The sequence below is a fragment of the Halobacterium noricense genome (genome assembly GCF_021233435.1).
In the GTDB taxonomy this organism is placed as follows: Archaea; Halobacteriota; Halobacteria; order Halobacteriales; family Halobacteriaceae; genus Halobacterium; species Halobacterium noricense.
Map to the genome: position 1 here is coordinate 420,174 of NZ_CP089468.1, position 23,420 is coordinate 443,593.

The window sequence follows — 23,420 nt, forward strand, 5'->3', positions numbered from 1 at the left end:
TGTCTGTGTGGAGGACTGTCGCGGGATTAAACGTTACCGACACCGGACAGCGCCGCGAGGAAGTCGTCGAGCAGTTCGCGGGTGACGTGGGGCATGCAGACGACGCGGAGTTCGCCGGTGCCCGTGCGGGAGATGCGCCAGCCCTCGTCGCGGAGCGCCTCGAACTCGGCGTCCGGGAGGTCCGCAGCGACCAGCGGGAGCACGGGGTCGACGACGTCGTAGCCGTGGGCGTCGAGTTCCGCGGCGAGGTAGTCGGCGTTGGCCTGCGAGCGCTCGTACTGGTCGCGGTAGCCGTCCGGCCAGAGGGCGTCGAGGGCGGCGTGGGTGCCGGCGACGCCCGCGCCCGAGCGCGTGCCGCCGAGCGTCGGCTGCGTGTCGGATTCGAGGTAGGGAGTGTCGATGGCGAGCGCGTCCAGCGTCTCGGCGTCCCGCGCGAGGAAGCCGCCGGCGGGAATCGGCGCTTGCCCCATCTTGTGGGGGTCGATGGTCATCGTGTCGACGGGCGCGTCCGCGAAACTCCACTCGTGGTCGGTGAACGGGAGGACGAACCCGCCCCACGCGGCGTCGACGTGGAGGCGCGCGTCCACGTCCGCGGCGACGTCCGCGAGCGCGGGAATCGGGTCGACGCGGCCGTACTCCGTCGTGCCGGCGACGCCGACGACGAGCGCGGTGTCGTCGTCCGCGAGGTCGAGGACGCTGTCCACGTCCGCGCGGTGGTCGTCGTCCGTGGGCACGAGCCGGAGTTCGACGTCGAGCACGTCGGCGGCCTTCTGGAAACTGAAGTGCGCGCTCTCGGGCGCAACAACGTTCACGTCGCCGTCGGCGAGATTGCGGGCGGCACGAACCGCTTGGATGTTCGCCTCGGTGCCGCCGGAGCCGACGTAGCCGTGCGGGTGGTCGAGCCCGACGACTTCGCCGAGAGTGTCGACCGCTTCGGTTTCGAGGTCCGCGACGGCGGGGTAGGTGGCGGGGTCGCCGGGATTGTCGGCGAGGAACGCCACCGCGGCCTCGCGGGCGGCCGGGTGGGGCTCCGTACACATCGAGGAGAGCACGCGCTCGAAGTTCTGCGGGGTGGGCGTCGGCTCCGCGCGTGGCATACTGTCTGCCAGTCGAAGGAGCGATTTAGCGGTTCCGCTCTCGGGTCAGTCTTCCGCGAGGTAGCGGATGCGCTCGGGGACGGGCGGGTGCTGGTAGTGGAACGTCTCGTACAGCGGGTGCGGGAACGGGTTGCCGAGGTTCTCACTGGTGAGCGCAGCGAGCGCGCCCGCGAGCGGCTGGCCGCCGTCCATCACGTCCACGGCGAACGCGTCGGCTTCGCGCTCGTTGGCGAGCCAGAGGCGGTTCGAGAGCGGGCTGGCGAACTGGCTCACTGGTTCGACCCACAGCGCCGCGAGCAGCAGGCCCGCGGCGGGCACCTCGGGTGCGCCGAACATCGCGTACAGCCACGACGACTCCACGAGGAACTGCGCGACGAACAGCAGGATGCCGGCCTGCACGACGCTGGCGGCCATCCCCTGCCAGATGTGCCCCTCCTTCCAGTGCGCGAGTTCGTGCGCGAGCACGCTCTGGAGTTCGGTCTCGTCGAGCTGGTCGACGAGCGTGTCGAAGAGGACGACGCGCTTGGTCGCGCCGAAGCCCGTGAAGAACGCGTTCGAGTGGCCCGAGCGCGAGCTCGCGTTCATCACGTAGACGTCGTCGCAGGTGAAACCGGCGCGCTCGAAGACGTCGTCGACGGCGTCGCGCAGACTCGAATCTTCGACCGGCTCGAAGTCGTAGAACAGCGGCAGGAACACGCGCGGGACGATAATCTGGGTGGCGAGCAGGAAGACGCCGACGACGCCGGTGGCAGCGAGCCACCACCACTCGGGGAACGCCTCGACGACGAACAGCACGGCAGCGCCGAGCGCGGCGACGAGGACGACGGCGAAGGCGGTGCTGACGAGTTTGTCGCGGACGAACAGTTTCGGAGACTGCTCGTTGAAGTCGAACGCGTCCTCGACGGCGAACGTCTCGAAGGCGTCGAACGGCACGCGGAGCGCCTGCATCGCGAGCGCCGCGCCGACGAACACCGCGACGCCGGCGAGCAGGTCGTTCCCGATTGTCTCGTGGACGGCGGCGACGGCGTCGCCGAACAGGCCAGTGTAGAGCACGAGCAGGACGACGCCGAGCACGACGACGCTCTGCAGTTGGCTGGCGGCGGTCGTCAGCCGATGGTAGTCCAGTAGCTCCTCGGGGTCGTCGACGCCGACGGTGTCGGCCAGCCACTCGGTGCGCTCACGGACCGCGCGGTCGGCGTGCCGGACGTTCAGCGCGGCGAGCGCGACGAAGAAGCCGGTCGACCCGGCGACCAACAGCACGAAGACGGCGTGGTACGCGAGCATGCGTCGAGATAGGAACGCGGCGGTGAAAACGTCTGTCGTGTCGACGAGCGGACCGGAGGAAGGTGAGGCGGGGCGGGACGAGCGGTTAGTCTCGGGCGGAGTCGAGGATGAGCCGCTGTTCGACGCGCTTGACCTCGTGTTGGACGTCGCGGACGGCGTCGATGTTCGCGGAAATCGAGGAGATGCCGGTCTCCACGAGGAAGTTCACCATCTCGGGCTTCGAGCCGGCCTGCCCGCAGATGCTGGTGGCGACGTCGTGCTCGCGGCACGTCTCGATAGCTCCCTCGATGAGGTCCAGGACGGCGGGGTGGAGTTCGTCGAAGCGGTCGGCGACGTTGCCGTTGTTCCGGTCGACCGCGAGCGTGTACTGGGTGAGGTCGTTCGTGCCGAACGACGCGAAGTCGATGCCCTCGCCGGCAAGCTCGCCGACGGAGAGCGCGGCCGCGGGCGTTTCGATCATCGCCCCCCACGTGCGTTTCTCGGTGTCGAGGCCGACCTCGGTCATGAGCTCGCGGGCCTGCCGGACGTCGTCGGCGTCGTTCACGAGCGGGAACATGATTTCGACGTTGTCGTACCCCATCTCGTACAGTTCCTTGAACGCCTCCAGTTCGTGTTTGAACACCTCGGGACGGTCGAGGCTGCGGCGGATGCCGCGGTAGCCCAGCATCGGGTTGTGTTCGTGGGGTTCGTCGCTGCCGCCCTCCAGTTGCCGGAATTCGTCGGTCGGCGCGTCGAGGGTGCGGACGCGGACGGGGCGCGGGTAGAACTCCTCGGCGACCGTGCGCACGCCGGAGACGAGTTCGTCCACGTAGGCGTCCTCGCCGTGGTCGGCGATGTAGCGCTCGGGCGTCTTGTTCGTGGAGAGAATCATGTGCTCCGTGCGGAGCAAGCCGACGCCGTCGGCCCCGGTCGCGGCGGCCCGCTCGGCGGCCTCCGGAATCGAGACGTTGACCTTCACCTCGGTCGCGGTCATCGGCTTCACGGGCGTCGTCGGGCGCGCTTCCTCGATTGGCTTGCGCTCGGACTCCGACTCGGTGCGGCCCTCGGTGATGGTGCCGCGGTCCCCGTCGAGCGTGACGATTTGGTCGTCGTGGAGCACGTCCGTGGCGTTCGTCGCGCCGACGACCGCGGGACAGCCCAGTTCGCGGGAGACGATGGCAGCGTGGCTGGTCATGCCGCCCTCGTCGGTGACGATGCCAGCGCCGCGCTTCATCGCCGGCACCATGTCCGGGGTCGTCATCTCGGTGACGATGATGTCGCCCTCGCCGACCTTGTCGAGCTGGTCGAGCTTGGTGACGACGCGAGCCGGGCCGGACGCGATGCCCGGGCTCGCGCCGAGGCCGTTCACGAGTTCCTCGCCGGTGTCGCCGTTTTCGGTCATCTCGGTGTCCTCGTCGATGGTCGTGATCGGGCGGGACTGCAGCATGTAGATGTCGCCGTCAGTCATCGCCCACTCGACGTCCTGTGGTTCGCCGTAGTGGTCCTCGACGCGCTCGCCGATGGTGACGAGGTCCAGAATCTCCTCGTCGGAGAGCACGCGCTGCTCGCGCTTCTCCGCGGGGACCTCGCGTTCGACGGTCTCGCCGGTGTCGGGGTCGCGGACGCACATCACCTTCTTGTCGGCGACCGAGACCGCCTCGACGGTGTTCGTGTCGCGGTCGACGTGGTAGTTGTCCGGGGAGACCGAGCCGGAGACGACGGCCTCGCCGAGCCCCCACGCGGCCTCGATGATGGCCTTGTGAGCGCCCGTCGAGGGGTGGCTCGTGAACATCACGCCGGACTTCTCGGCGTCGACCATCTTCTGGACGACCACCGCGATGTCGACCTTGCGGTGGTCGAAGCCCTGCTCCTCGCGGTAGTAGATGGCGCGCTGCGTGAACAGCGACGCCCAGCAGCGCTTCACGCGGTCGATGAGGTCCTCGCGGGTGATGTTGAGGAACGTCTCCTGCTGGCCCGCGAAGCTCGCGTCCGGGAGGTCCTCGGCGGTCGCCGACGAGCGCACGGCGACCGACGCGTTCCCGTCGTCCAAATCGTCGTACGACGACAGGATGTCCTCCCGGATGTGTTCGGGGAGTTCGGTGTTTAGGATGAGGTCTTTCGCGGCCGCTTCGGCGTCGGCGAGCGCGCTGGAGTCCTCGGGGTCGACTTCGACCGCGTCGAACAGCTCGTCGTCGATGTTCGCGTCCTCGATGAACGTGCGGTACGTCCCCGCGGTCACGACGAACCCCGGGGGGACGGGGAGCCCGGCGTCCGTGAGTTCGCCGAGCGACGCGCCCTTGCCGCCGACACTGTCGATGTCGTCGGCCCGTACGTCTTCCAGCCATCGAACAGCCATTGACAGGTAGATACACCAGAACTGCTCATAAGAAGGTTGCGAACCCCTCATACGCAATAATTGCAAACTCGGTTCCGAGTACTGATTGTCCGTTCGCAGCCCGGTCGCCACCGGTGCGCTCTCGTCGCAGCCGCCAGCGGAGGATTTTAGCCAGCGGCTCGTCACCACTCGGGCATGGACGCGAAACGCGCAGCCGTTCACGCCGGCAAGTACTTCCTGTTCACGTCCGCGTTCGCGGTCGTCGGCCTCGCGCTGGTCGGCGGCGGCGTCGCGCTCGGCGGGCTCGAAGCGTGGGACATCCTCTCGGCGGACTCCTCGGCGACGGGGCAAGCGCTGACGGCCGCCGCGCCCGGCATCGCGCTCGCCGTCGCGGGCCTGCTCGTCTACCGCTTCGGGAAGGCGTGGTCGCTGTACAAGACGCTCACCGCCGCCAACGAGGACGCGCTCTCGGACACCTTCGACACCCAGCGCGTGAAAAGCGACATCGTGAGCGTGCTCGACGACCGGCTCGCGGACATGCAGAACGACCTCCAGTCGGTGAACCGCGAACTCCGCAAACTCAAGGAGGACGACGCGTTCGACTTCGGCGACGCGCCGAACTCGAAGGACTAGGCTTCGAGGATGTCGTCGGTCTCGGCCGGCGGCACCTGTAGCTTCCCGTCGAGCGTCTCGACGGCCGTCCCGCCGACTTTCGGCGCGCCGCCATCCTGCACCCGCACTCGGACGCGGCCCGGCCGGTCGACGAAGTGCCCTTGCTCGAAGCCCATCTCGTCGGCGACATCGCCGCCGAACGCCGCGTAGTGTTCGAGGTACGCCCCCGTCGCGCCGCTCGCCGTTCCAGTCACGGGGTCCTCGTCGACGCCCGCGCCCGGCACCCACGCACGCCCGTGGAGCGTCGACTCGCCGGCCAGCGCATCGAACGAGAACGCGTACACGCCGGCCGCGCCCACCTCGTCGGCGAGCGCCTCGACTGCGTCGAAGTTCGGACTGGCGTCGCCAAGGTCCGAGAGGTACGTCACGGGCGCGACGAGGAACGGCAGCCCCGTCGAAGCCACCGCCAGCGGCAGGTCGTCGCTGGCGCCTCGTAGTGCTTCCTCGTCCAGCCCCGTCGCAGCCGCGACGCGCTCGTAGGTCACGTCCACTTCCCGAATCTCGCGCGGATTCTGCGTCATCCACACCGTCCCGTCGTCCTCGACTTCGATATCGAGCACGCCGACGTTCGTCTCAAGCGTGTGCTCGCCTGCCTCGATGGCGCCGTCCGCGAACAGGTGCGCGTGCGTCGCGATGGTCGCGTGCCCGCAGAGGTCGACCTCGGTCGTCGGCGTGAAGTACCGAATCCGGCGGTCGGCGTCGCCACTCTCGCGGACGAACGCCGTCTCGCTCGCGCCGAGTTCGGCGGCGATGGCCTGCATCTGGCCGTCGGTCAACTCGTCGGCATCCGGCACCACGCCAGCCGCGTTCCCCGCGCACGGCTCGTCGGTGAACGCGTCCACGAGAAGCGCTCGCGCTCCCATTTTGGTCGGCATACTAGTTGGAAGAGCTGATTATCTAATAGAACTGTCGTCGGGAGGTTTCAAAAGAAGTGACGCCCTTTAGGGTTCAGCTGTAAGTGGATTTTGGCAGTAGCGGGAGGATTGTGGGGGGGTCTTCAATCGTTCTAACGTTCTTCTGTAACCTCCTCCGAAACCGCTATTATTGTGCGGTTTTTAACTACTGCCCGCAGTAGACATTTGTCTGCCTGTGCTTGCGTGCCGGCTGAGCCGATCTTGGGTCGGCATCGCCGGCAATTTAATCTTGTTGCATTAGCCACCCCTTTCCATTTCTACCTTTTGCCTGTCACATAGTAAAGCTTTCCCCCCACACAAAGAATTTCACTGGGTGAATTCAGAAACGCTTCCCTTCTAAGCGCTAGTGGGTACTTTCTATCCTCTAACCCATCCACTTTACGAGGTCCGTCACGACCGCCTCGGCGACGTTCCCGGGCTCGAAGTACTCGTTCGGGTTCGGGTCGCCCACGCCGGCTACGAACAGGTGGTTCAGGTCGTCGTACAGCGCCGTGTGGCTCTCGCCGAGCGCGTCCTGCCACGCGGGGAAGTCCGCGGTCGGGCTCACCTGGTAGTCGCGGCCGCCCTGTAGCGCGTACACCTCGCTGTCCAATTCCGTCGCGGTCGCCACCGGGTCGTACTCCGCGACCGCGCGCCAGAACGCCGCGCTCCACGCGAGGCCGCCGCTCTCGTAGTTCCCGTTCGCGAGTCGTTCGGCGGTCGACTCCGCGTCCTCGATGCGCGAGCGTTCGGCGTCGGTCACCGTGTCGTCGAGGTTCGCGAGGTAGCGCAGTTGGTCGGGGACGAGTTCGTACAGCGGGCGTGACGGCGCGGCGAGCAGGAGCGCGGCCGCGTTGCCGTCCCGCTCGGCGATGCGGGGTGCTGCGTACCCGCCGAGGCTGTGCCCGACGACCGCGGAACTGCCCACGTCGGTCTCCGCGCGCAAGCGGTCGAGCGCGGTCAGTGCGTCGTCGGCCACGAGCGCGTCGAACCCGAGGTCGCCGGTCGCCACGTCGCAGGCGTACGTGCGCTTGTCGTATCGCAGTACGGCGACGCCCTCGGTCGCCAGCCCCCACGCGAGGTCCTTGAAGGGCTTGTTCGGGCCGATGGTCTCGTCGCGGTCGTTCGGCCCCGAACCGTGGACGAGCACGACGCCGGTGTCCGCGCCGTCGGTTGGCACCGTCAGCGTCGCGTCGAGGTCGCAGGCCGGCGACGACAGCGCCAGTTCGCGCTCCTCGAATGCGGACTCGTCGGCGTACGTGGGCGGCGAGTACGCCCCCTGGAGCGGCACGAACTGCAGTCCCTCGATGGATGCCTGCTCGAAGGCCAACTGCACGCCGAGCACGCCCGCCTCGAACTGCGCCTGCACGACGAGCACGTCGTAGCCGCCCGTCGGCTCCCGGGTCGTCCCCGAGATTCCCTCGAAGCGGCCGTAGTCCGCGGTCGTCTCCGTCCAGTCGGTCTCCAACCGGGTGGCGGAGTACTGGCTCCGAATGTTCTCGGAGAGCATCCCGAACGCCGTCTCGTACTCGCCGGCCGCCAGTATCTGCACGAACTCGATTGCTTTCTCGCGCTGGGCGGCGTCGCTGACGGTCGTCGGCGTGGTCGTGGTCGACTCCGCCGTCGTCTGGGTCGGCGCGGTCGTGGCTCCGTCGCCGTCGCCGCCCGAACAGCCCGCGAGGCCGGCGAGCGCGACTGCGGCCGCGGACTGGAGGACCCGACGGCGACGGGGGTCGGTCGGCGTGTCGTTGGAGGGCGGTATCACGTTTTCGGGTTCAGCCACGCGCGGCTTCAACCTTTCCCGCGTTCTCGCTGACTGACTCGCTGACACGTTCAGGCGGCCGAGCGCACCTGTAAACCGTTAAGTAGCGAGGTGCCCGAGGGCCAATACGTAATGAGCGACCTCCCGGACGAGTTCAAGTGTACTATCACCAACTGGGAGTACATCTACGGTCTCTGCCGCGACGTCAGCGACGACGTCAAAACCTCCGAGTTCGAGCCCGACGTCGTGGTCGCGCTCGCCCGCGGCGGCTGGTTCGCGGGCCGGTGTCTCTGTGACTTCCTCGGGCTCGACGACCTGACCAGCCTCAAGATGGAGCACTACGTCGGCACCGCCGAGAAGGCCGACGAGCCCGAAGTCCGATACCCGATGCCGGAGGGCTCCGTCGAGGACAAGGACGTTCTCATCATCGACGACATCGCCGACACCGGCGGCTCCATCGAGCGCGCCCACGAGTACGTCGCCGACCGGGACGCCAACGAGATCCGCACCGCTACCCTCCAACTGCTCGGTACCAGCGAGCACGACCCCGACTACGTCGGCGAGTACCTCGACGAGTGGGCGTGGGTCGTCTACCCCTGGAACTTCATCGAGGACATGATAGACCTCATCTCGGGCGTCATGGAGAAGGACGGCGACGGCCCCTACACGTACGAGGGCATCCAGAACCTCCTCGCGACGTACCACGACGTCGAGCGCATCGAGATGGAAATCGCCCAGCCCGACCGACTCGACGAAGTGCTCGAGGAGATGGTGCGCCGCGACGTGCTCGTGAAGGCCGGCCCCGAGGAGTGGAAGCTCCGCGTCGACGCCTAGCCTGTTCTCGCTGGCATATCCGTTCCCGGTGGTCGCGGATAGTGGCCAGCGAGACGACCAAGCAAGCGCGAGCGGTCCTCGCCCTTTCAATCCGCCGGAAATCGGAGATTTCCGAGGCCTCGAGCGAGCTTCGCTCTCTCGGCGACCGCCAGGGCTATCGGTCGTCGCGTCGGCTGAACCCGTTCACCTGACGGAGTCCGGGGCAACTCCGACCCGAGTCCTTTACGGCGCTGCCGGCACATCTCCGGGACATGATCGGTTTCATCGGCGGTTCCGGCATCTACGAAGCGCTCCCGCTGAGCGACGTCCGCGAGGAGGACGTGACGACGCCGTACGGCGACCCGAGCGCGCCCGTCACCGTCGGCGAGTTCGGCGACACGGGTACGGAAGTCGCGTTCCTGCCGCGCCACGGCCCCGACCACCAGCGCTCGCCGACGAACCTCCCGTACAAGGCGAACATCTACGCGCTCAAGCAGCTCGGCGTCGAGCGCATCCTCGCGTCGAACGCCGTCGGCAGCCTCACGGAGGAGCTGCCGCCGCAGACGCTGGTCGTCCCGGACCAGATTTTCGACCGTACGAAACACCGTGACGCCACGTTCTTCGGGGACGGCATCGTCGTCCACCAGCCGTTCGCGGACCCGTACTGTCCACACATGGTCGAACACCTCCACGAGTCCGCGGAGGAAGCGACCGACGCGAAAACACAAGACGGCGGCACGTACGTCTGCATCGAGGGTCCGCAGTACTCGACGCGCGCGGAGTCGGAGTTCTACAAGGCGCGGGGCTGGGACCTCGTCGGCATGACCGCCATCCCGGAGGCCAAGCTCGCGCGGGAAGCCGAGATGTGTTACGCCACGGTCGCGGGCGTCACCGACTACGACGTCTGGAAGGCGGACAGCGAGGTCACGCTCGAAGAGGTGCTGGAGAACGCCGCGGCCAACGAGGAGGCCATCAAGCGCACGGTCGAGCACGCCATCGAGACGCTGCCCGAGGAGCGCGACTGCGACTGCGGGCACGCCCTCGACGGCACCGTCAACACCCCTACTGAAGCCATCCCCGAGGAGACCCGCGAGCGCGTCGACGCGCTCGTCGGCGACTACCTCTGAGGCCGGCGCGCTGAGGCGGGTAACGCGGTAAGATTCGCGGCTGCGGACCAAAAATGTAAATACTATTCGTGCGTTTGTTAGGTCGACTATGGGGGAGCACGCGGACGCCGAAGCGTTCTCGACCGAGCTCGCGGCGCTGAAGCGGGACGGCTGCAACGTCCTCGTCGTCAGCGACGCTGCGGGCCGCGACGCCGCCTGCGAGCGTTTGCTCGGTGCCCCCGAACTCGACCGCCGCCACGTCTTCCTCGAAACGTCGTCGGACGTTTCGACGGTGCTGGACCGCCACAGCCCGCGCCGCACCGACCCCTCGACGCTCGGCGTCGTGGACGCCACGCCCGCCACGGGCGCGCGCTCGGCGGCCGCCGCAGCCCCCAGCACGAGCGAGTTGCCGACGCCGCTCGGCGAGTGGTACGAGCGCGTCGACGACCCCACCAACTTCGTGGCGCTCACTACTGCCGTCACCGACGCCTTCGATCGCGTCGCCGCGACCGCGGACAATCCCAGCGAGCTCCGGTTCTGCGTGGACGGCCTCGACCCGTTCTTCGACGCCGTGCACTCCGGGGATATCTCCGAGGAGCGGCTGTTCCGCTTCCTTCACCTCCTCACGAGCTCCGTCCGCAGCGTCGACGGCATGGGTCACTTCCACGTCTCCGCGAGCGCCGACGACGACCTCCTCGCGACGGTCGAGCCGCTGTTCGACGCGACGCTGTCCGTCGAAACTGGCGAAGGAGGAACCGTCCGTCAGCGCTGGCGGCTCCACGACTCGGGCCGCGTTACCGACTGGTTCGCGTTCTAGGTCGGCGTTGGCGTTTCGGTCTCCGCGTTCTCGCAGACCCAGAGGTCGCCGAACAGGTCGTCCTGTTCGAGCGTGACCGCGCCGCGGTGCGCCAGAAAGAGTAACGCGAGGAACGTCTGCACGCGCGACTCGCCGGCGTCCGCGACTTCCTCGTAGAGGACTTCCGTGCGGCCGCCGCCGTACTTCTCGTCCAACACCGTGCGGACGTCGACGATGGTCGCCTCGATGTCCTCCTCGTGGGCGTTCCCGAGCGCCTCCTCGGCGGTCGGCTCGTCGTCCATCCGGAACTCGTCCCCGGAGTGATAATCCAACTCCTGGACGCCGCGCCGGAACCCCTTCGGGGAGTCGCTGGTGTCGTACTCCCTCGACTCCTTCCACCACGATCCGCGCTCGGCCTCCCGGAGGTCGCGCACGAGCTCGTCCAGCGTCTCCGGGTTGCCGCGGGCGTGCTTGCGCTCCAGCCGGCGGTCCATCTCGGACTCGAGCGCGTCCACGGGGTCGTAGGCCGGGCGGCCGTCCGCGTCCGCCTCGGCGGGCGGAGACTCCCACGGCGGCCGCTCGACTTCTTCCTCCTCGGGTTCGTCGTCGCCGTCGTCGAGCATCACGTCGCTCTTCATCCGCAGGAGGACGCTCGCGTAGAACAGCGCGCGCCCGGACGTCCGCAGGTCGGCCTCGTCGAGCGCCTCGAGGAATTTGTCCGTCACCGCGACGATGTCGATGTCCCACGGCTCGATTTCGCCGTTCTTCGCGAGCTGCACGAGCAACTCGACGGGCTCGACCTCGTCGTCGGGGTTCGCCTCGGGTTCGGCCGGCGACTGCGCGATGAGTTCCGCGGCGCTGTCGGGCGTGTCGTCGGTGTCGTCTCCGGGCGCGTCCGCGGTCGTCAGCCCGCCGTCGGGCTCCGCGTCGCTGGACTCCCGCTCGGCCTTCCGGTCCTCGTGGCCCGTGATGTCCAGCGGGACGTCGTCTCCTGATTCACCGTCTCGCGGCTCGGTTCGCTTCGCTCCCTCGCCGCTCGACTGTTCGGAGTCGCTTCGCGACTCCCTAGTCATTCGCTGTCGCCCCCGGCGCGGAGAGGTCGATACCCGTGACGATGCTGCGGTTGTCCTCCTGCATCGTGACGCCGATTGCGCGCTCGGAGCGGTCGAGCATCGCCGAGCGGTGGCTGACGACGACGAACTGCGCGTCCCCGGCGAGTTCGTCGACCAGTTCGCCGACGCGGTCGGCGTTGACGGCGTCGAGGAACGCGTCCACCTCGTCGAGCGCGTAGAACGGCGCGGGGTTGTGCCGCTGGATGCCGAAGATGAACGCGAGGGCGGTCAGGGACTTCTCCCCGCCGCTCATCGCGTCGAGACGCTGGACGGGCTTGTCCGCGGGCTGGGCCTTCATCGTCAGCCCGCCCTCGAAGGGGTCCTCGGGGTTCTCCAGTTCGAGTTCGCCCGTGCCCGCGGAGAGTCGCGAGAAGATGCGCTGGAACTGGTCGTTGATGGCGTCGAAGGCGTCCATGAACGTCGACTTCTTCTGCTCGTCGTACTGGTCGATGCGGTCCTGGATGCCGTCGCGCTCCTCCACGAGCGTCTCGCGCTTGTCCTCGAGGTCGTCGAGGTCGGCTTCGACGTCGTCGTACTCCTCGATGGCCTTCATGTTCACCGGTTCGAGGGCTTCCATCTGGCGTTCGAGGCGCGCGACGTTCTCCTCGACGTCGTCGAGGTCCGGAATCTTCTCGGGGTCGTAGTCGCCGACGGCCTCTTCGAGGTCGTCGATTTCCTCGGCGAGCCGCGACTCCGCCCGGCGCAGGCTCTCCAGGCGGTTCTCGACCTTCTCGACCTCGCTGGCCTGCTCGTCGCGGGCTGCCTTCGCCTCCTTGAGGTCGTCTTTGAGGTCCTCGCGCTCGCTCTTGAGGTCCGCGAGTTCCGCCTCCAACTCGGCGACGGCGTCCTCCTTCTCGGCGAGCGTCTCCCGTTCGGCCTCGATTTGCTCGCGGAGGTCGCCGATGCGTTCCTCCTGTTCGGCCTTCTCGTTCTGTGCCTCCTCGATGTCGTCGTGGAGGTCCTCGACGGCGTCCTCGGCGTACTCCTTCTCCAATTGGAGGCTGTTCAGTTCGCCGTCGAGGTCGTCTACGCGCGACTCGAGGTCCGCGATGTCCGCCTCGATGTCCTCCTTCTGCGAGGCGAGTTCGGGAATCTTCGAGTCCGCGAGCTCGCTCTCCAACTCGGCGATGTCGTCCTCTAAGGCCGCGAGTTCGTCCTGCTTCGCGGCGATGTCGGCCTCGATTTCCTGCATCTCCTCGTCGACGTCCTCGCGTTCGCCCTGCAACTCCTCGATTTTCGCTTCCAAGTCGTCGATTTCGCCCTCGACGTCCTCGCGCTCGCTCTCGGCGTCCTCCACGTCGTTCTGGAGCGAGCGCACCTGGTCGGTGGCGTCCTGCCGGCGGTCGCGGGCGTCCTCCAAGCGGTCGTCGATTTCCCGGACGTCCTCCCGAATCTCGGCGCGCTCGTCTTCGAGGCGCTGGATGCGCTCGGCGACCCGTTCGAGTTGGCCTTTGCCGGACTTCGAGAACGAGTACCTCGAGCCCGACCGCGACCCGCCAGTCATCGCGCCGGACTTCTCCACGAGTTCGCCCGAGAGCGTCACCAGCCGGAAGTCGCCCATCAGGTCGCGGGCGGTCTCCATGTTCTCCACGACGAGCGTGTCCCCGAGCACGTACGAGAAGATGGGCTCGTACTGCTCGTCGAAGTCCACGAGGTTGTACGCGAAATCCACCACGCCCGGCATGTCGGGCGTGCTCGGGAGCGAGCGGTGGCGCATCTTCGTGATGGGGAGCATCGTCGCGCGGCCGGCGTTGCGCTGCTTGAGGTACTCGATGCAGCGCTGGCCCGTGCCGTCGTCGTCCACGACGACGTTCGCGAGGCGGCCGCCCGCCGCCGTCTCACAGGCAGTCGCGTACTGTTCGCTCACGCCACCGAGCTGTCCGACCGTGCCGTGAACGCCCTCCACGTCGCTGTTCAGAATCGTCGTGACGGCCTTCCCGTACGAGCTATCCCCGGACTGGTCGGCCTGCGCTTCGAGGCGCGCGTACTCCTCCTGTGCCGCGGAGAGGTCGTCCTCGACGTCTTCGAGGTCGTCCTGGCGCTCGCGTTTCTCCTGCTTGAGGTCCTCGACGACCTCCACGATTTGCTCGCGGTTGCGCTTCGCCTTCGCGAGTTCGTCCTCGAGGTCGTCGAGCACCGCGTCCAGTTCCGGCAGGCGCTCGCGGGCCGCTTCGAGGTCGGATTTGGCCTCGTCGACGGCCTCCGAGCGGCGCTTGGCCTCGTCCAGCAGGCGGTCCTGCTCGCGCTGGAGGTCGTTGCGCTCGCTCTTGGCGTCCTCCAACTGCTCTTTCTTCTCGGCGAGTTCGGCTTTGAGTTCGTCGAACGCCGTGTCCACGGACTCGATTTCCGCTTCGACGTCCGCGAGGTCGGACTCGCGCTGCTGGATGTCCGCCTTCACGGACGCCTTCTCGACTTTCAGGTCCTTGATGTCGCCTTCCAGCTCGTCGATTTGCTCCTGCTTGCGGTCGATTTCGACGAACGCCTGCCGGCGCTCGTTCTCCGCGGCCTCGATGCGCTCCTCGGCGGCCTCGACCTTGTCTTCGAGCCGCGAGATGTCGCCTTTGACTTCCTCCATCTCGCGCTTGATGGCGAGCTGCTCGTCCTCGCCCTTCCGCTCGATTTCCGCGTTCAGGTCTTCGAGGTCTTCCTCCAAGCGGAGGACGACGCCGCGGCGCTCGTCCAACTCTTCTTGGAGTTCGTCGAGTTCGTCCTCGCGCTCCGTGATGTCCGTGCGCGTGGCGTCGAGGTCGTCGTGCTTCTCTTCGAGCTCGGCGGCCTTCGCGTAGCTCTCGTACTCCTGTTTTTCGTCGCGGAGGCCCTGGTACTCGAGCGCCGTCTCGCGCTCGTCTTCGAGCTGTTCGAGGCGCTCGCGCTTCTCGTCGATGCGCAGGTCCGCCTCGTTGATGCGCTCCTCGACGACCTCCAGTTCCGCGTAGGCGTCCTCCTTCTTCGCGTCGAACTCCGCGACGCCCGCGATTTCGTCGACGATTTCGCGGCGCTCGCCCGGCGTCATGTTGATGATGCCCGTGACGTCGCCCTGCATCACGACGTTGTACCCCTCGGGCGCGACGCCCGCCTGCGCGAGCAGGTCGCGGATGTCCGAGAGGTTCACCGAGCGGCCGTTCAGGTAGTAGTAGGAGTAGTAGTTGTCGTCCGTGCGCTTCACGCGACGCTTGACGGTGATGGTGTCCACGTCGCCGACCTTCTCCGAGCCCGCGGCGGCCTCCACCTGCGAGCGCGAGAGCGTCCCGTCGCCGTTGTTCAGCACGACCTCGACGCTGGCCTCCTTCGGACCGGCGGTCGCGTCGTCGCCCTCGTGGCTGGGGTTGTAGATGAGGTCCGTGAGCTTCTCCGCGCGCATCCCAGAGGTGCGCGCGAGCCCGAGCGCGAACAACACCGCGTCGATGATGTTCGACTTCCCGGAGCCGTTCGGCCCGCTAACCGTCGTGAAGTCCTCGTAGAACGGGATGCGCGTCGTCCCGGCGAAGCTCTTGAAGTTCTGGAGGACGATTTCGTCGATGTACATGCTGGGGAGGGGAGCGGCCTACGCGACGATGATGTCGTCGAGGCCCGACTCCTCGTTGTCGTCAGCCTCGCCGTCCACAGGTTTAGTCGCTTCGTCTGCCCCGGTGTCGGGGTCGTTGTCGGGCTCGATGACGCCGCCCTCGCGGGATTCGCGGAGTTCCTCCGTGCTCGGCGTGCGGTCGAGTTCGGCTTCCAGCGTGCGGATGCGCTCGCTGGCGTCCACGAGTTCCTCGGTGAGGCCGCGGACGGTCGCCTCCAGTTCTTCGACGCGCTGTTCGAGTTCCTCGACGTCGGTGTCGTCAGTCATACGTCCTGAACGGGACGCGAGACGGATAAGTATAGGTCGGACGAGCGTCAGACAATTTTGATTAGTGGCGCGGGGCCGGCCGCGTGGCCCCTTCGTTAGTCCTAAGCGGCCACCCCTCGAATCGTGGCGTAATGAGTACGCAGGCCGCCACGCAGGACCTCGCCGCGGTCATCGGCCTGGAGGTCCACGTGCAACTGGAAACGGACACCAAAATCTTCTGTGGGTGTTCGACCGACACCGGCGACGCGGAGCCGAACACGCACACGTGTCCGGTGTGTCTCGGGCTGCCGGGCGCGCTCCCCGTGCTGAACGAGGGGGCCGTCGAGGCCGCCGTCAAACTCGGGAAGGCCATCGACGCGGACATCCCCGAGCGCACACGCTTCCACCGGAAGAACTACTTCTATCCCGACCTCCCGAAGGGGTTCCAGATTACGCAGTACGACGCCCCCATCTGTCAGGACGGCGAACTCGTGGTGACCGTCGAGGACGACCGCCGCGGAATCGGCATCGAGCGCGCGCACCTCGAAGAGGACCCGGGGAGCCTCCAGCACGTCGGCGGCAGCATCGACACCGCCGACTACACGCTCGTGGACTACAACCGCGCGGGCACGCCGCTGATGGAAATCGTCACGCGGCCGGACTTCCGGAGCGCCGACGAGGCGCGCGCGTTCCTGGCGAAGCTCACGGACGTCCTCGAGTATCTGGGCATCTTCGACGCGGAGCGCGACGGCAGCCTGCGCGTGGACGCCAACATCTCGATGGTCGACGCCGAGAAACTGGCAGGCGGCATCAGCGACGAGGACCTCGAAGCCGCGAACCGCACCGAAGTGAAGAACATCTCCAGTCACAAGGGCGCACAGAAGGCGCTCTCCTACGAGATTACGCGCCAGCGCAACCAGATTCAGCGCGGCCGCGAGGTCGAACAGGAGACCCGCCACTGGGACGAGTCCCGCGGCATCACGGTGTCGATGCGCTCGAAGGAGGAGGAGAAAGACTACCGCTACTTCCGGGAGGCGGACATCCCGCCGCTCGAAGTTTCGGACTGGAAGGAGCAGATTCCGATTCCGGAACTGCCGGACGCGCGCCGCGAGCGGTTTCGCGAGGAGTACGACCTCGGCGCGGAGACCGCCTCGAAGCTCACGTCGCGGAAGGCCGTCGCAGACCTCTTCGAGGAACTCGCCGAGGAGTACGAGCCCGGGCTGGCGGCGACGTGGGTCGCGGACAACGTGCTCGGCGAACTCAACTACCGCGGCATGGAGGTCGGCGACATCGCCGACCGCATCGACGAGTTCGCGCGCCTCGTGGAACTCGTCGCCGAGGACGAGATTACCGCGAAGAACGCCGACGAGGTCGTGCTGCGGGAGATGCTCGACGAGGGCCGCGAGCCCGACGAGGTCGTGGAAGCCGAGAATCTCGGGAAGACCACGGGCGGCGAGGTCGAGGCGGCGGTCGCGGAAGCAATCGACGAGAACCCCGACGCCGTCGAGGACTACGACGCGGGCGAGGGGGGCGCGCTGAACTTCCTCGTCGGCCAGGTGATGCAGAAGACCGGCGGGAGCGCCGACCCCGGCCAGGTGAACGAACTGCTGCGCGAGCAGTTAGATTAGTCCCGTAAGCCCCACGGGAGGTCGCCACCGTGCTCTCGGATGTACGCTTTGGCGTCGCTGATACTCGTTAGGCGGACGTTGTCTCGACTGCCGCCGTAGCCCTGGAGTGGCGCGTCTGGTTCCCGAATCATCTCTCGTATCAGCTCTTCGGCTCTCCCCTGCTCGTCGGTGGCAAACCAGTTCTTGACTGTCTCTACCTGCTTTTTGTGGTTACCGACGACCTTCTTCCGCGCTAGTTTCTTCACCACCTTGACTCGAATCGCTTCGTCATCGGCCATCGATGGCCCTCACTCGCCCGCGTCAGCCCAAATAACTGTTGGAAAAATACTACAGCCTATAGTTTTATGAGTGGTTGTGGAATTTATTATTGCAACACTATTATCAACAGCCAACCCGAACAGGCTGGTAACGATGGCCCAGTCCGAACCCGTAGAAGCTGCCGCGTCGGAAACCGTCCTCACTGACGTGCTCGGTGGGCACGCGAAAGTCCGGATCCTCACTGCGCTCCTCGGAGAGCCGGAACGTGACCTCAACGCGACGGAAGTCGCTCGGCTCGCTGGCATCGACCGCAGTACGTTCTACGACCACATCGACGACCTGCTCGCCTACGACGTCGTGATGGAAACGCGAACAGTCGGGAACAGCACGATGTATCAGATAAATCGAGAGAGCGACGCGGCGGAGGACCTGGCACAACTGGAGTGGGATTTACTGGAACAAGTGGAGTAGCGACGCGCGCTGTCGGCACCGACACGGCTTTCTTCTCGCTGTCGCCACTCCCGGTATGGCGTACGAACTCCGCGAACGTGAACCTGATGGCGGACGTGGAGGCAGTGTTCAGATAAGCAGACGAAAGTAGCGGAGACGACGTTGCCTTTTGAAAGCCCTCGGCAGTCTCGACTCCCGCGGCTCGCTGCGCGCGTTCGCTCCCGTTGGTCGCTCACGTGCTTACTTCGCCGGGGTTCGTCGAGACCACCTCGCCCTTTCAATCCGCCGGAAATCTCCGATTTCCGAGGCCTCGGGAGAGCGTTGCTCTCCCGGCGACCACCAGGGAACCGGCTGATTCGCCGGCTGAAGCTGCAGTCAGACCAATCCTTATCTGAACACCACCGACGTGGACGGCTTCTACGAGGAGTGGGGATTCGAGGAGACGCGGCCAGCGTCGAAAGGGATGTTCTGCCGGGCGTAGTTACGCGGTGTCGAAACTCTCGTGCTCGATGACGTAGAGCACGCCGATTGCTGCGAGCGTGAGGCCGCCGACAACGACGAGCGCGGCGTAGACGTAATCGCTGGTCTCGGCGCCGTCGAGCGTCGTGATGCCGGAGACGACCAGCGAGGCACCGAGCGCGATATTCCCGACGCCCGCGAGCAGCGACCAGCGCACGCGGTCCGTCACGCCGGCCGCGACGAACAGCGCGCCGGCGGCCGCGAGCAACGCCATCTGGACGCCGAGCAGCAGCGACGGCGGGAACATCAGTACGAAGCCGCCGACGCCGACGACCAGGAGGAACGCGCCGACCCAGCGGTTCACGCGTCGTTGGACCATGCCGCTACTCGAACGGCGGCGGGGTTAGTCGTTGCGCGTGCTCGCACGCCGCGCGAGTACCCGCACTCGTGGGCAGGCGCGAGCGCGCCTTGTCCCGTCGCTTGCTTGCGGTTCTCGGTCCCGAAATCTTTACCCGCAGTAGCGGCGTATCCGTCTCCAAGACCACCCCGGCGGGTGGAGGTACACCGTGGAACTCATCGTCACAGAGAAGAACAACGCCGCGCGACGCATCGCCGACATCCTCTCGGAGGGAGGGGCAACCACCGACACGACCGCGGGCGTCAACGTCTACGAGTGGGGGGGCCGCCGCTGCATCGGGCTCTCCGGCCACGTCGTCGGCGTCGACTTCCCGCCCGAGTACTCGGACTGGCGGGACGTCGAGCCCGCCGAACTCGTGCACGCCGACGTCGTCAAGGAGCCCACGCAGGAGGACATCGTGAACGCGCTCCAGCGCCTCGCCCGCGAGGCCGACAGCGTCGTCATCGCGACGGACTACGACCGCGAGGGCGAACTCATCGGGAAGGAGGCCTACGAGCTCGTCCGCGAGGTCAACGAGGAGGCGCCCATCCAGCGCGTGCGCTTCTCCTCGATTACGGACAACGAGGTCACGTCCGCGTTCGCGGACCCCGACGACGTGGACTTCGACCTCGCCGCGGCGGGCGAGGCCCGCCAAATCATCGACCTCGTGTGGGGGGCCGCGCTCACTCGGTTCCTCTCGTTGTCCGCCCGGCAGATGGGGGAGGACTTCATCTCGGTGGGCCGCGTGCAGTCCCCGACGCTGAAGCTCATCGTGGACAAGGAACGGGAAATTGAGGCGTTCGAGCCCGACGACTACTGGGAGCTGTTCGCTGACCTCGCCAAGGAGGACGTGGAGTTCGAGGCGCAGTACTTCTACGAGGGCGAGGACGGTAACGAGGCCGAGCGCGTCTGGGACGAGGACGCCGCCGAGCGCGCGTTCTCGGTGCTCCGGGAGGCCGGCGAAGCGGTCGTGGAGTCGGTGTCCCGGCGCACCCGCAGCGACGACCCGCCCGCGCCGTTCAACACCACGCAGTACATCCGCGCTGCTGGCTCCCTCGGATACTCCGCGGGTCGCGCGATGAGCATCGCCGAGGACCTCTACACCGCGGGCTACATCACGTACCCGCGGACGGACAACACGGTCTACCCCGAGGACTTGGACGAGCGCGACCTGCTCTCGGAGTTCGAGCAGACGGTGTTCGGCGACGACGCCGAGACGCTGCTCGGACGGGACGACCTCTCGCCGACCGAGGGCGACGAGGAGACGACCGACCACCCGCCGATTCACCCGACGCCGGACTTCCCCGACCGGAACAAGCTCTCCGAGGACGAGTGGGAGGTGTACGAGCTCGTCGTGCGGCGCTTCTTCGCGACGCTCGCCGAGCCCGCGGTCTGGCAGCACCTGCGCGTCGTCGCGGATGCGGACGGCGAGTCCCTCAAAGCGAACGGCAAGCGCCTCCTCGAAGAGGGCTACCACGCGGTCTACCCGTACTTCAACACGACCGAGAACTACGTGCCGGACGTCGACGAGGGCGAGCACGTCGACCTCACTGACCCCCGGATGGAGGCCAAGCAGACCCAGCCGCCGCGCCGGTACGGCCAGAGCCGACTCATCGAGACCATGGAGGACCTCGGGGTCGGGACGAAATCGACTCGCCACAACGTGATTGAGAAGCTCTACGACCGCGGCTACATCGAGGGCGACCCGCCGCGCCCGACGACGCTGGCGAAGGCGGTCGTGGAGGCCACCGAGGAGTACGCCGACCTCGTGGTCAGCGAGCAGATGACCAGCGAACTGGAGGGCGACATGACCGCCATCGCCGAGGGCGAGAAGTCCCTCGACGAGGTCACCGCCGAATCCCGCGAGATTCTGGACCGGGTCTTCGACGAACTCACTGACTCCCGCGAGGAAATCGGCGACCACCTCCGCGACTCCCTGAAGGCGGACAAGACGCTCGGGGAGTGCCCCGAGTGTGGTGACACGCTGCTCGTGCGGCGCTCGCGGACGGGCTCGTACTTCGTGGGGTGCGACGGCTACCCCGAGTGTCGGTTCACGCTCCCGCTGCCCTCCACGGGCGAACCGCTCGTCTTGGAGGAGACCTGCGAGGAGCACGGGCTCCACGAGGTGAAGATGCTCGCAGGCCGGGACACGTTCGTCCACGGCTGCCCGCTCTGTGCGGCGGAGGAAGCCGAGGAGAGCGAGGACCGCGTCATCGGCGCGTGTCCCGAGTGTGGTGCCGAGGAGGGGGGAGAACTCGCAATCAAACAACTCCAGACCGGTAGCCGGCTCGTCGGCTGCACGCGCTACCCTGACTGCGACTACTCGCTCCCCCTGCCGCGTCGCGGCGACATCGAGATTACCGACACCTACTGCGACGAGCACGACCTCCCCGAACTCGTCGTCCACGATGGCGACGACGACGAACCGTGGGAACTGGGTTGTCCCATCTGCAACTACGAGGAGTACCAGGAGCGCCAGCGCAAGCAGGGCGTCGAGGCGCTGGACGGCATCGGCCCTGCGACGGCGGAGAAACTCGAAGAAGCGGGTATCGAGGACGTCGGCGACCTGGCGAGCGCGGACGCCGACGAGCTCGCCGAGACGGTGTCGGGCGTCAGCGAGGAGAACGTCCGCGAGTGGCAGGCGCAGGCGGACTAGCGGTCAGGCTTCTCTGAACTCGCCGCTCCCGCACGCGGGGCAGTTCAACCGCTGGCGCTCGTAGCGGGCCGCGCAAATCCCGCACTCGAATTCAGTGGGCGAGTCCTCCACGCGTTGCCGGAGCTGTTCCACGACGCTCATGTTACAAGTTACCACACAACGAAGGAATAAATAGATTTTGGCGACCGTTGGCTATTTTGGAATAGAGGAAGATGTATCGGTACGTATGTGGGTATTGTTGGTTGTATAGGTACTGTCTACACTATTCCCAAAACGTTTGATTACTACTTCTGTAGCAGAATGCGGGAGACTACGTGCGCGCGGCGAAGCGGGTAAGTGGACGCCCGCGCAAGTAGCAGGCGTGCGTCTCGACGACTACATCGAGGGACTCCAGCCCGACGAGTCCGCCCAGCGACGCCAGCTCGCCGAGGAGAAGTCCTACGAGGTGCTGGACTACCTCGACGACGTCGAATCCGGGTTCGAGTCCGCCGTACAGGGGGACACGCTCGTCGGCGCGACCGCGCCGTCGGTGTTCGTCGGCAGGTCGTCGTATCCGAACGTCTCCGCGGGCATTCTCTCGCCGGTCGCGGGCGGCGCGGACCCCGAGGAGTACGCGACCAGCGGCGAGTGGTACCAGCAGGGCCTGGACATCGACAACGTGCTCCAGTACCGGACGGGCCTGCTGAACTCGCGGCGCTCCGCGAACGTCAACGTCCACGACGTCTGGGACGGCTTCGTCGGCACGCAGCGCGAGGTCGCGATGGCCGATCGGCCGGTGGACGTCGAAATCGGGCTCTCCGACACGCCGGACTTCGACGCCAGCGAGTACACGAACCCCGCGGCGAACGCGCCCTCCGGCCCGAACGCGAGTGCGGAGTCCGCGGCGCTCACGGAGAACCCCCACGTGCCGCGGTACGTCGAGAAGACCCTGGAGGACGACGACTGGGCGGCGGAGGGCGCGATGACGTATCTCTACCGCCGCGGCTTCGACGTCTACGACATCAACCGCGTGCTCTCCGTGGGCGCGCTCGGGCAGGCCGACCACCGCCGGCTCGTCCCGACGCGGTGGTCGATTACGGCCGTCGACGACACGATTGGGCAGTTCCTCCGCGGGAAGATTCGGGACAACCCCAGCGTGAACCGCGTCACCGTCCACGTCAACGAGTACATGGGGAACCGCTACTGGGTGGTGCTCGCGCCCGGCTCGTGGGAGTACGAGCTCGTGGAGATGAAGGCCCCGGGCAGCATCTGGAACCCGGACCCCGCGGGCGACATCTGGATGGCGTCCGCCAGCGAGGGCTACGAGGGTCGCTCGGGCTACGTCGACGAGACCGCGGGCGCGTACTACGCGTCCCGCCTCGGCGTGCTCGAACACCTCGACAGCATCGGCCGGCAGGCGAAGGCGCTCGTGCTCCGCGAGGTCAGCGACGACTACTGGGCACCCGTCGGCGTCTGGCAGGTCCGGGAGAGCGTCCGCAACGCATTCGACACCGAGCCGGGCGAGAGCCAGTCGTTCCACGGCGCCGTCCGGGAAGCCGTCGACCACCTCCCCGTCTCGCTGGGCGCGCTGCGCCGCAAGTCCAGCATGGTCGCGGGCGTCCAGAGCGACCTCTCGGAGTTCTCGTAGCCCGCGATTCGGGGGTTCGTTTATGCCGTTACCCGGCCAACAGCACCGCATGGTCCCTGCATTCGTCGGCGGCCTCCCCGGTGGCATGGAGTTCGCGGTCATCTTCCTGATGCTGGTGTCGTTCGCAATCGCCGCGTTCGTGGTCGTCGCGGTCGGCAGAATGGCGTTCGGCGGCGGCAGCGACGACCAGCGCGTCGCAGAACTAGAGGCGCGGGTCGCGGAACTCGAAGCCGAGCTCGCCGAGGAGCGACAGGACGACGAGCAGTAGGTCGCCGCGCGTCGCTG

General features: G+C 67.1%; 20 protein-coding genes. 9 read left to right on the forward strand and 11 right to left on the reverse strand.

The genetic code is table 11. The features are described from left to right. Positions 1-26: 26 nt before the first annotated feature. The 3 genes from mfnA to ppsA all read right to left on the reverse strand — a co-directional run bounded on the left by mfnA (position 27) and on the right by ppsA (position 4,716). Positions 27-1,097, reverse strand: a complete 1,071-nt coding sequence (gene mfnA / locus LT974_RS02395; protein ID WP_232589061.1) for a tyrosine decarboxylase MfnA — start codon at positions 1,095-1,097, stop codon at positions 27-29. 45 nt (positions 1,098-1,142) lie between these two features. After that, entirely contained in the window at positions 1,143-2,381 is a 1,239-nt protein-coding gene (locus tag LT974_RS02400; RefSeq protein WP_232589062.1) for a M48 family metallopeptidase, read from the reverse strand. An 85-nt stretch (positions 2,382-2,466) separates the two neighbouring features. Next, entirely contained in the window at positions 2,467-4,716 is a 2,250-nt protein-coding gene (gene ppsA / locus LT974_RS02405; protein WP_232589063.1) for a pyruvate, water dikinase, read from the reverse strand. Between the two features lie 174 nt (positions 4,717-4,890). On the opposite strand from ppsA, the gene LT974_RS02410 reads away from it, so the two are divergent. Next, positions 4,891-5,328 (forward strand): hypothetical protein, encoded by a 438-nt coding sequence (locus LT974_RS02410; RefSeq protein ID WP_232589064.1) that lies wholly within the window; start codon positions 4,891-4,893, stop codon positions 5,326-5,328. Here the strand turns inward: LT974_RS02410 and LT974_RS02415 are convergent. Further along, positions 5,325-6,242 carry a PhzF family phenazine biosynthesis protein gene (locus tag LT974_RS02415; RefSeq protein ID WP_232589065.1) on the reverse strand — a complete coding sequence of 306 codons (918 nt, stop codon included), beginning with the start codon at positions 6,240-6,242 and terminating at the stop codon, positions 5,325-5,327. The genes LT974_RS02410 and LT974_RS02415 overlap by 4 nt on opposite strands. A 403-nt stretch (positions 6,243-6,645) precedes the next feature. Beyond that, complete coding sequence (locus LT974_RS02420; RefSeq protein ID WP_232589066.1) at positions 6,646-8,025, reverse strand: alpha/beta hydrolase; 1,380 nt, start codon at positions 8,023-8,025, stop codon at positions 6,646-6,648. A gap of 129 nt (positions 8,026-8,154) precedes the next feature. Here LT974_RS02420 and LT974_RS02425 point away from each other — a divergent pair, with 129 nt between their 5' ends. From LT974_RS02425 to LT974_RS02435, 3 genes are all read left to right on the forward strand, one after another. Further along, positions 8,155-8,856 carry a phosphoribosyltransferase gene (locus tag LT974_RS02425; protein ID WP_232589067.1) on the forward strand — a complete coding sequence of 234 codons (702 nt, stop codon included), beginning with the start codon at positions 8,155-8,157 and terminating at the stop codon, positions 8,854-8,856. A gap of 251 nt (positions 8,857-9,107) precedes the next feature. Then, entirely contained in the window at positions 9,108-9,962 is an 855-nt protein-coding gene (gene mtnP, locus LT974_RS02430; protein WP_232589068.1) for an S-methyl-5'-thioadenosine phosphorylase, read from the forward strand. Between the two features lie 88 nt (positions 9,963-10,050). Continuing rightward, positions 10,051-10,758 (forward strand): DUF7504 family protein, encoded by a 708-nt coding sequence (locus tag LT974_RS02435; RefSeq protein WP_232589069.1) that lies wholly within the window; start codon positions 10,051-10,053, stop codon positions 10,756-10,758. Here LT974_RS02435 and LT974_RS02440 read toward each other — a convergent pair. From LT974_RS02440 to LT974_RS02450, 3 genes are read right to left on the reverse strand one after another with little or no spacing between them, the layout of a single operon-like run. Further along, positions 10,755-11,810, reverse strand: a complete 1,056-nt coding sequence (locus LT974_RS02440) for a segregation and condensation protein A (protein WP_232589070.1) — start codon at positions 11,808-11,810, stop codon at positions 10,755-10,757. The two genes, LT974_RS02435 and LT974_RS02440, sit on opposite strands and share 4 nt — an antisense overlap. After that, on the reverse strand, positions 11,803-15,375 hold the full coding sequence (gene smc / locus LT974_RS02445) for a chromosome segregation protein SMC (protein ID WP_232589071.1): 3,573 nt from the start codon (positions 15,373-15,375) through the stop codon (positions 11,803-11,805). The genes LT974_RS02440 and smc overlap by 8 nt, the downstream gene beginning before the upstream one ends. Before the next feature lie 18 nt (positions 15,376-15,393). Next, positions 15,394-15,681: a DUF7518 family protein gene (locus tag LT974_RS02450; protein WP_232589072.1), complete on the reverse strand. Its 288-nt coding sequence runs from the start codon at positions 15,679-15,681 to the stop codon at positions 15,394-15,396. Positions 15,682-15,812: 131 nt separating this feature from the next. Between LT974_RS02450 and gatB the strand changes: the two genes are divergently transcribed. After that, positions 15,813-17,288, forward strand: coding sequence for an Asp-tRNA(Asn)/Glu-tRNA(Gln) amidotransferase subunit GatB (gene gatB, locus LT974_RS02455; RefSeq protein WP_232589073.1), 1,476 nt, complete (start codon positions 15,813-15,815; stop codon positions 17,286-17,288). On the opposite strand, the gene LT974_RS02460 is transcribed toward gatB, so the two are convergent. After that, positions 17,285-17,566 (reverse strand): hypothetical protein, encoded by a 282-nt coding sequence (locus LT974_RS02460; RefSeq protein WP_232589074.1) that lies wholly within the window; start codon positions 17,564-17,566, stop codon positions 17,285-17,287. The genes gatB and LT974_RS02460 overlap by 4 nt on opposite strands. Before the next feature lie 133 nt (positions 17,567-17,699). Between LT974_RS02460 and LT974_RS02465 the strand changes: the two genes are divergently transcribed. Beyond that, positions 17,700-18,017, forward strand: coding sequence for a winged helix-turn-helix domain-containing protein (locus LT974_RS02465; RefSeq protein ID WP_232589075.1), 318 nt, complete (start codon positions 17,700-17,702; stop codon positions 18,015-18,017). Positions 18,018-18,477: 460 nt separating this feature from the next. Here the strand turns inward: LT974_RS02465 and LT974_RS02470 are convergent, their stop codons facing one another. Next, complete coding sequence (locus tag LT974_RS02470; RefSeq protein ID WP_232589077.1) at positions 18,478-18,834, reverse strand: hypothetical protein; 357 nt, start codon at positions 18,832-18,834, stop codon at positions 18,478-18,480. Between the two features lie 187 nt (positions 18,835-19,021). On the opposite strand from LT974_RS02470, the gene LT974_RS02475 reads away from it, so the two are divergent. Then, positions 19,022-21,508 (forward strand): DNA topoisomerase I, encoded by a 2,487-nt coding sequence (locus tag LT974_RS02475; RefSeq protein ID WP_232589078.1) that lies wholly within the window; start codon positions 19,022-19,024, stop codon positions 21,506-21,508. A gap of 3 nt (positions 21,509-21,511) precedes the next feature. Here LT974_RS02475 and LT974_RS02480 read toward each other — a convergent pair whose 3' ends face one another. Next, positions 21,512-21,649 carry a hypothetical protein gene (locus LT974_RS02480; protein ID WP_230887732.1) on the reverse strand — a complete coding sequence of 46 codons (138 nt, stop codon included), beginning with the start codon at positions 21,647-21,649 and terminating at the stop codon, positions 21,512-21,514. A gap of 220 nt (positions 21,650-21,869) precedes the next feature. On the opposite strand from LT974_RS02480, the gene nreA reads away from it, so the two are divergent. Both nreA and LT974_RS02490 read left to right on the forward strand, forming a co-directional pair. After that, a complete protein-coding gene (nreA, locus tag LT974_RS02485; protein ID WP_232589079.1) occupies positions 21,870-23,135 on the forward strand; it encodes a DNA repair protein NreA in 1,266 nt (421 codons plus the stop codon). 49 nt (positions 23,136-23,184) lie between these two features. Then, positions 23,185-23,403 (forward strand): hypothetical protein, encoded by a 219-nt coding sequence (locus LT974_RS02490; RefSeq protein ID WP_232589080.1) that lies wholly within the window; start codon positions 23,185-23,187, stop codon positions 23,401-23,403. The last annotated feature ends 17 nt before the right edge of the window (positions 23,404-23,420 follow it).

Coding starts and splice junctions, on each gene's coding strand:
- mfnA (WP_232589061.1), bottom strand. CDS start 1,097: ATGCCACGCGCGGAGCCGACGCCCACCCCGCAGAACTTCGAGCGCGTG.
- LT974_RS02400 (WP_232589062.1), bottom strand. CDS start 2,381: ATGCTCGCGTACCACGCCGTCTTCGTGCTGTTGGTCGCCGGGTCGACC.
- ppsA (WP_232589063.1), bottom strand. CDS start 4,716: ATGGCTGTTCGATGGCTGGAAGACGTACGGGCCGACGACATCGACAGT.
- LT974_RS02410 (WP_232589064.1), top strand. CDS start 4,891: ATGGACGCGAAACGCGCAGCCGTTCACGCCGGCAAGTACTTCCTGTTC.
- LT974_RS02415 (WP_232589065.1), bottom strand. CDS start 6,242: ATGCCGACCAAAATGGGAGCGCGAGCGCTTCTCGTGGACGCGTTCACC.
- LT974_RS02425 (WP_232589067.1), top strand. CDS start 8,155: ATGAGCGACCTCCCGGACGAGTTCAAGTGTACTATCACCAACTGGGAG.
- mtnP (WP_232589068.1), top strand. CDS start 9,108: ATGATCGGTTTCATCGGCGGTTCCGGCATCTACGAAGCGCTCCCGCTG.
- LT974_RS02435 (WP_232589069.1), top strand. CDS start 10,051: ATGGGGGAGCACGCGGACGCCGAAGCGTTCTCGACCGAGCTCGCGGCG.
- LT974_RS02440 (WP_232589070.1), bottom strand. CDS start 11,810: ATGACTAGGGAGTCGCGAAGCGACTCCGAACAGTCGAGCGGCGAGGGA.
- smc (WP_232589071.1), bottom strand. CDS start 15,375: ATGTACATCGACGAAATCGTCCTCCAGAACTTCAAGAGCTTCGCCGGG.
- LT974_RS02450 (WP_232589072.1), bottom strand. CDS start 15,681: ATGACTGACGACACCGACGTCGAGGAACTCGAACAGCGCGTCGAAGAA.
- gatB (WP_232589073.1), top strand. CDS start 15,813: ATGAGTACGCAGGCCGCCACGCAGGACCTCGCCGCGGTCATCGGCCTG.
- LT974_RS02460 (WP_232589074.1), bottom strand. CDS start 17,566: ATGGCCGATGACGAAGCGATTCGAGTCAAGGTGGTGAAGAAACTAGCG.
- LT974_RS02465 (WP_232589075.1), top strand. CDS start 17,700: ATGGCCCAGTCCGAACCCGTAGAAGCTGCCGCGTCGGAAACCGTCCTC.
- LT974_RS02470 (WP_232589077.1), bottom strand. CDS start 18,834: ATGGTCCAACGACGCGTGAACCGCTGGGTCGGCGCGTTCCTCCTGGTC.
- LT974_RS02480 (WP_230887732.1), bottom strand. CDS start 21,649: ATGAGCGTCGTGGAACAGCTCCGGCAACGCGTGGAGGACTCGCCCACT.
- LT974_RS02490 (WP_232589080.1), top strand. CDS start 23,185: ATGGTCCCTGCATTCGTCGGCGGCCTCCCCGGTGGCATGGAGTTCGCG.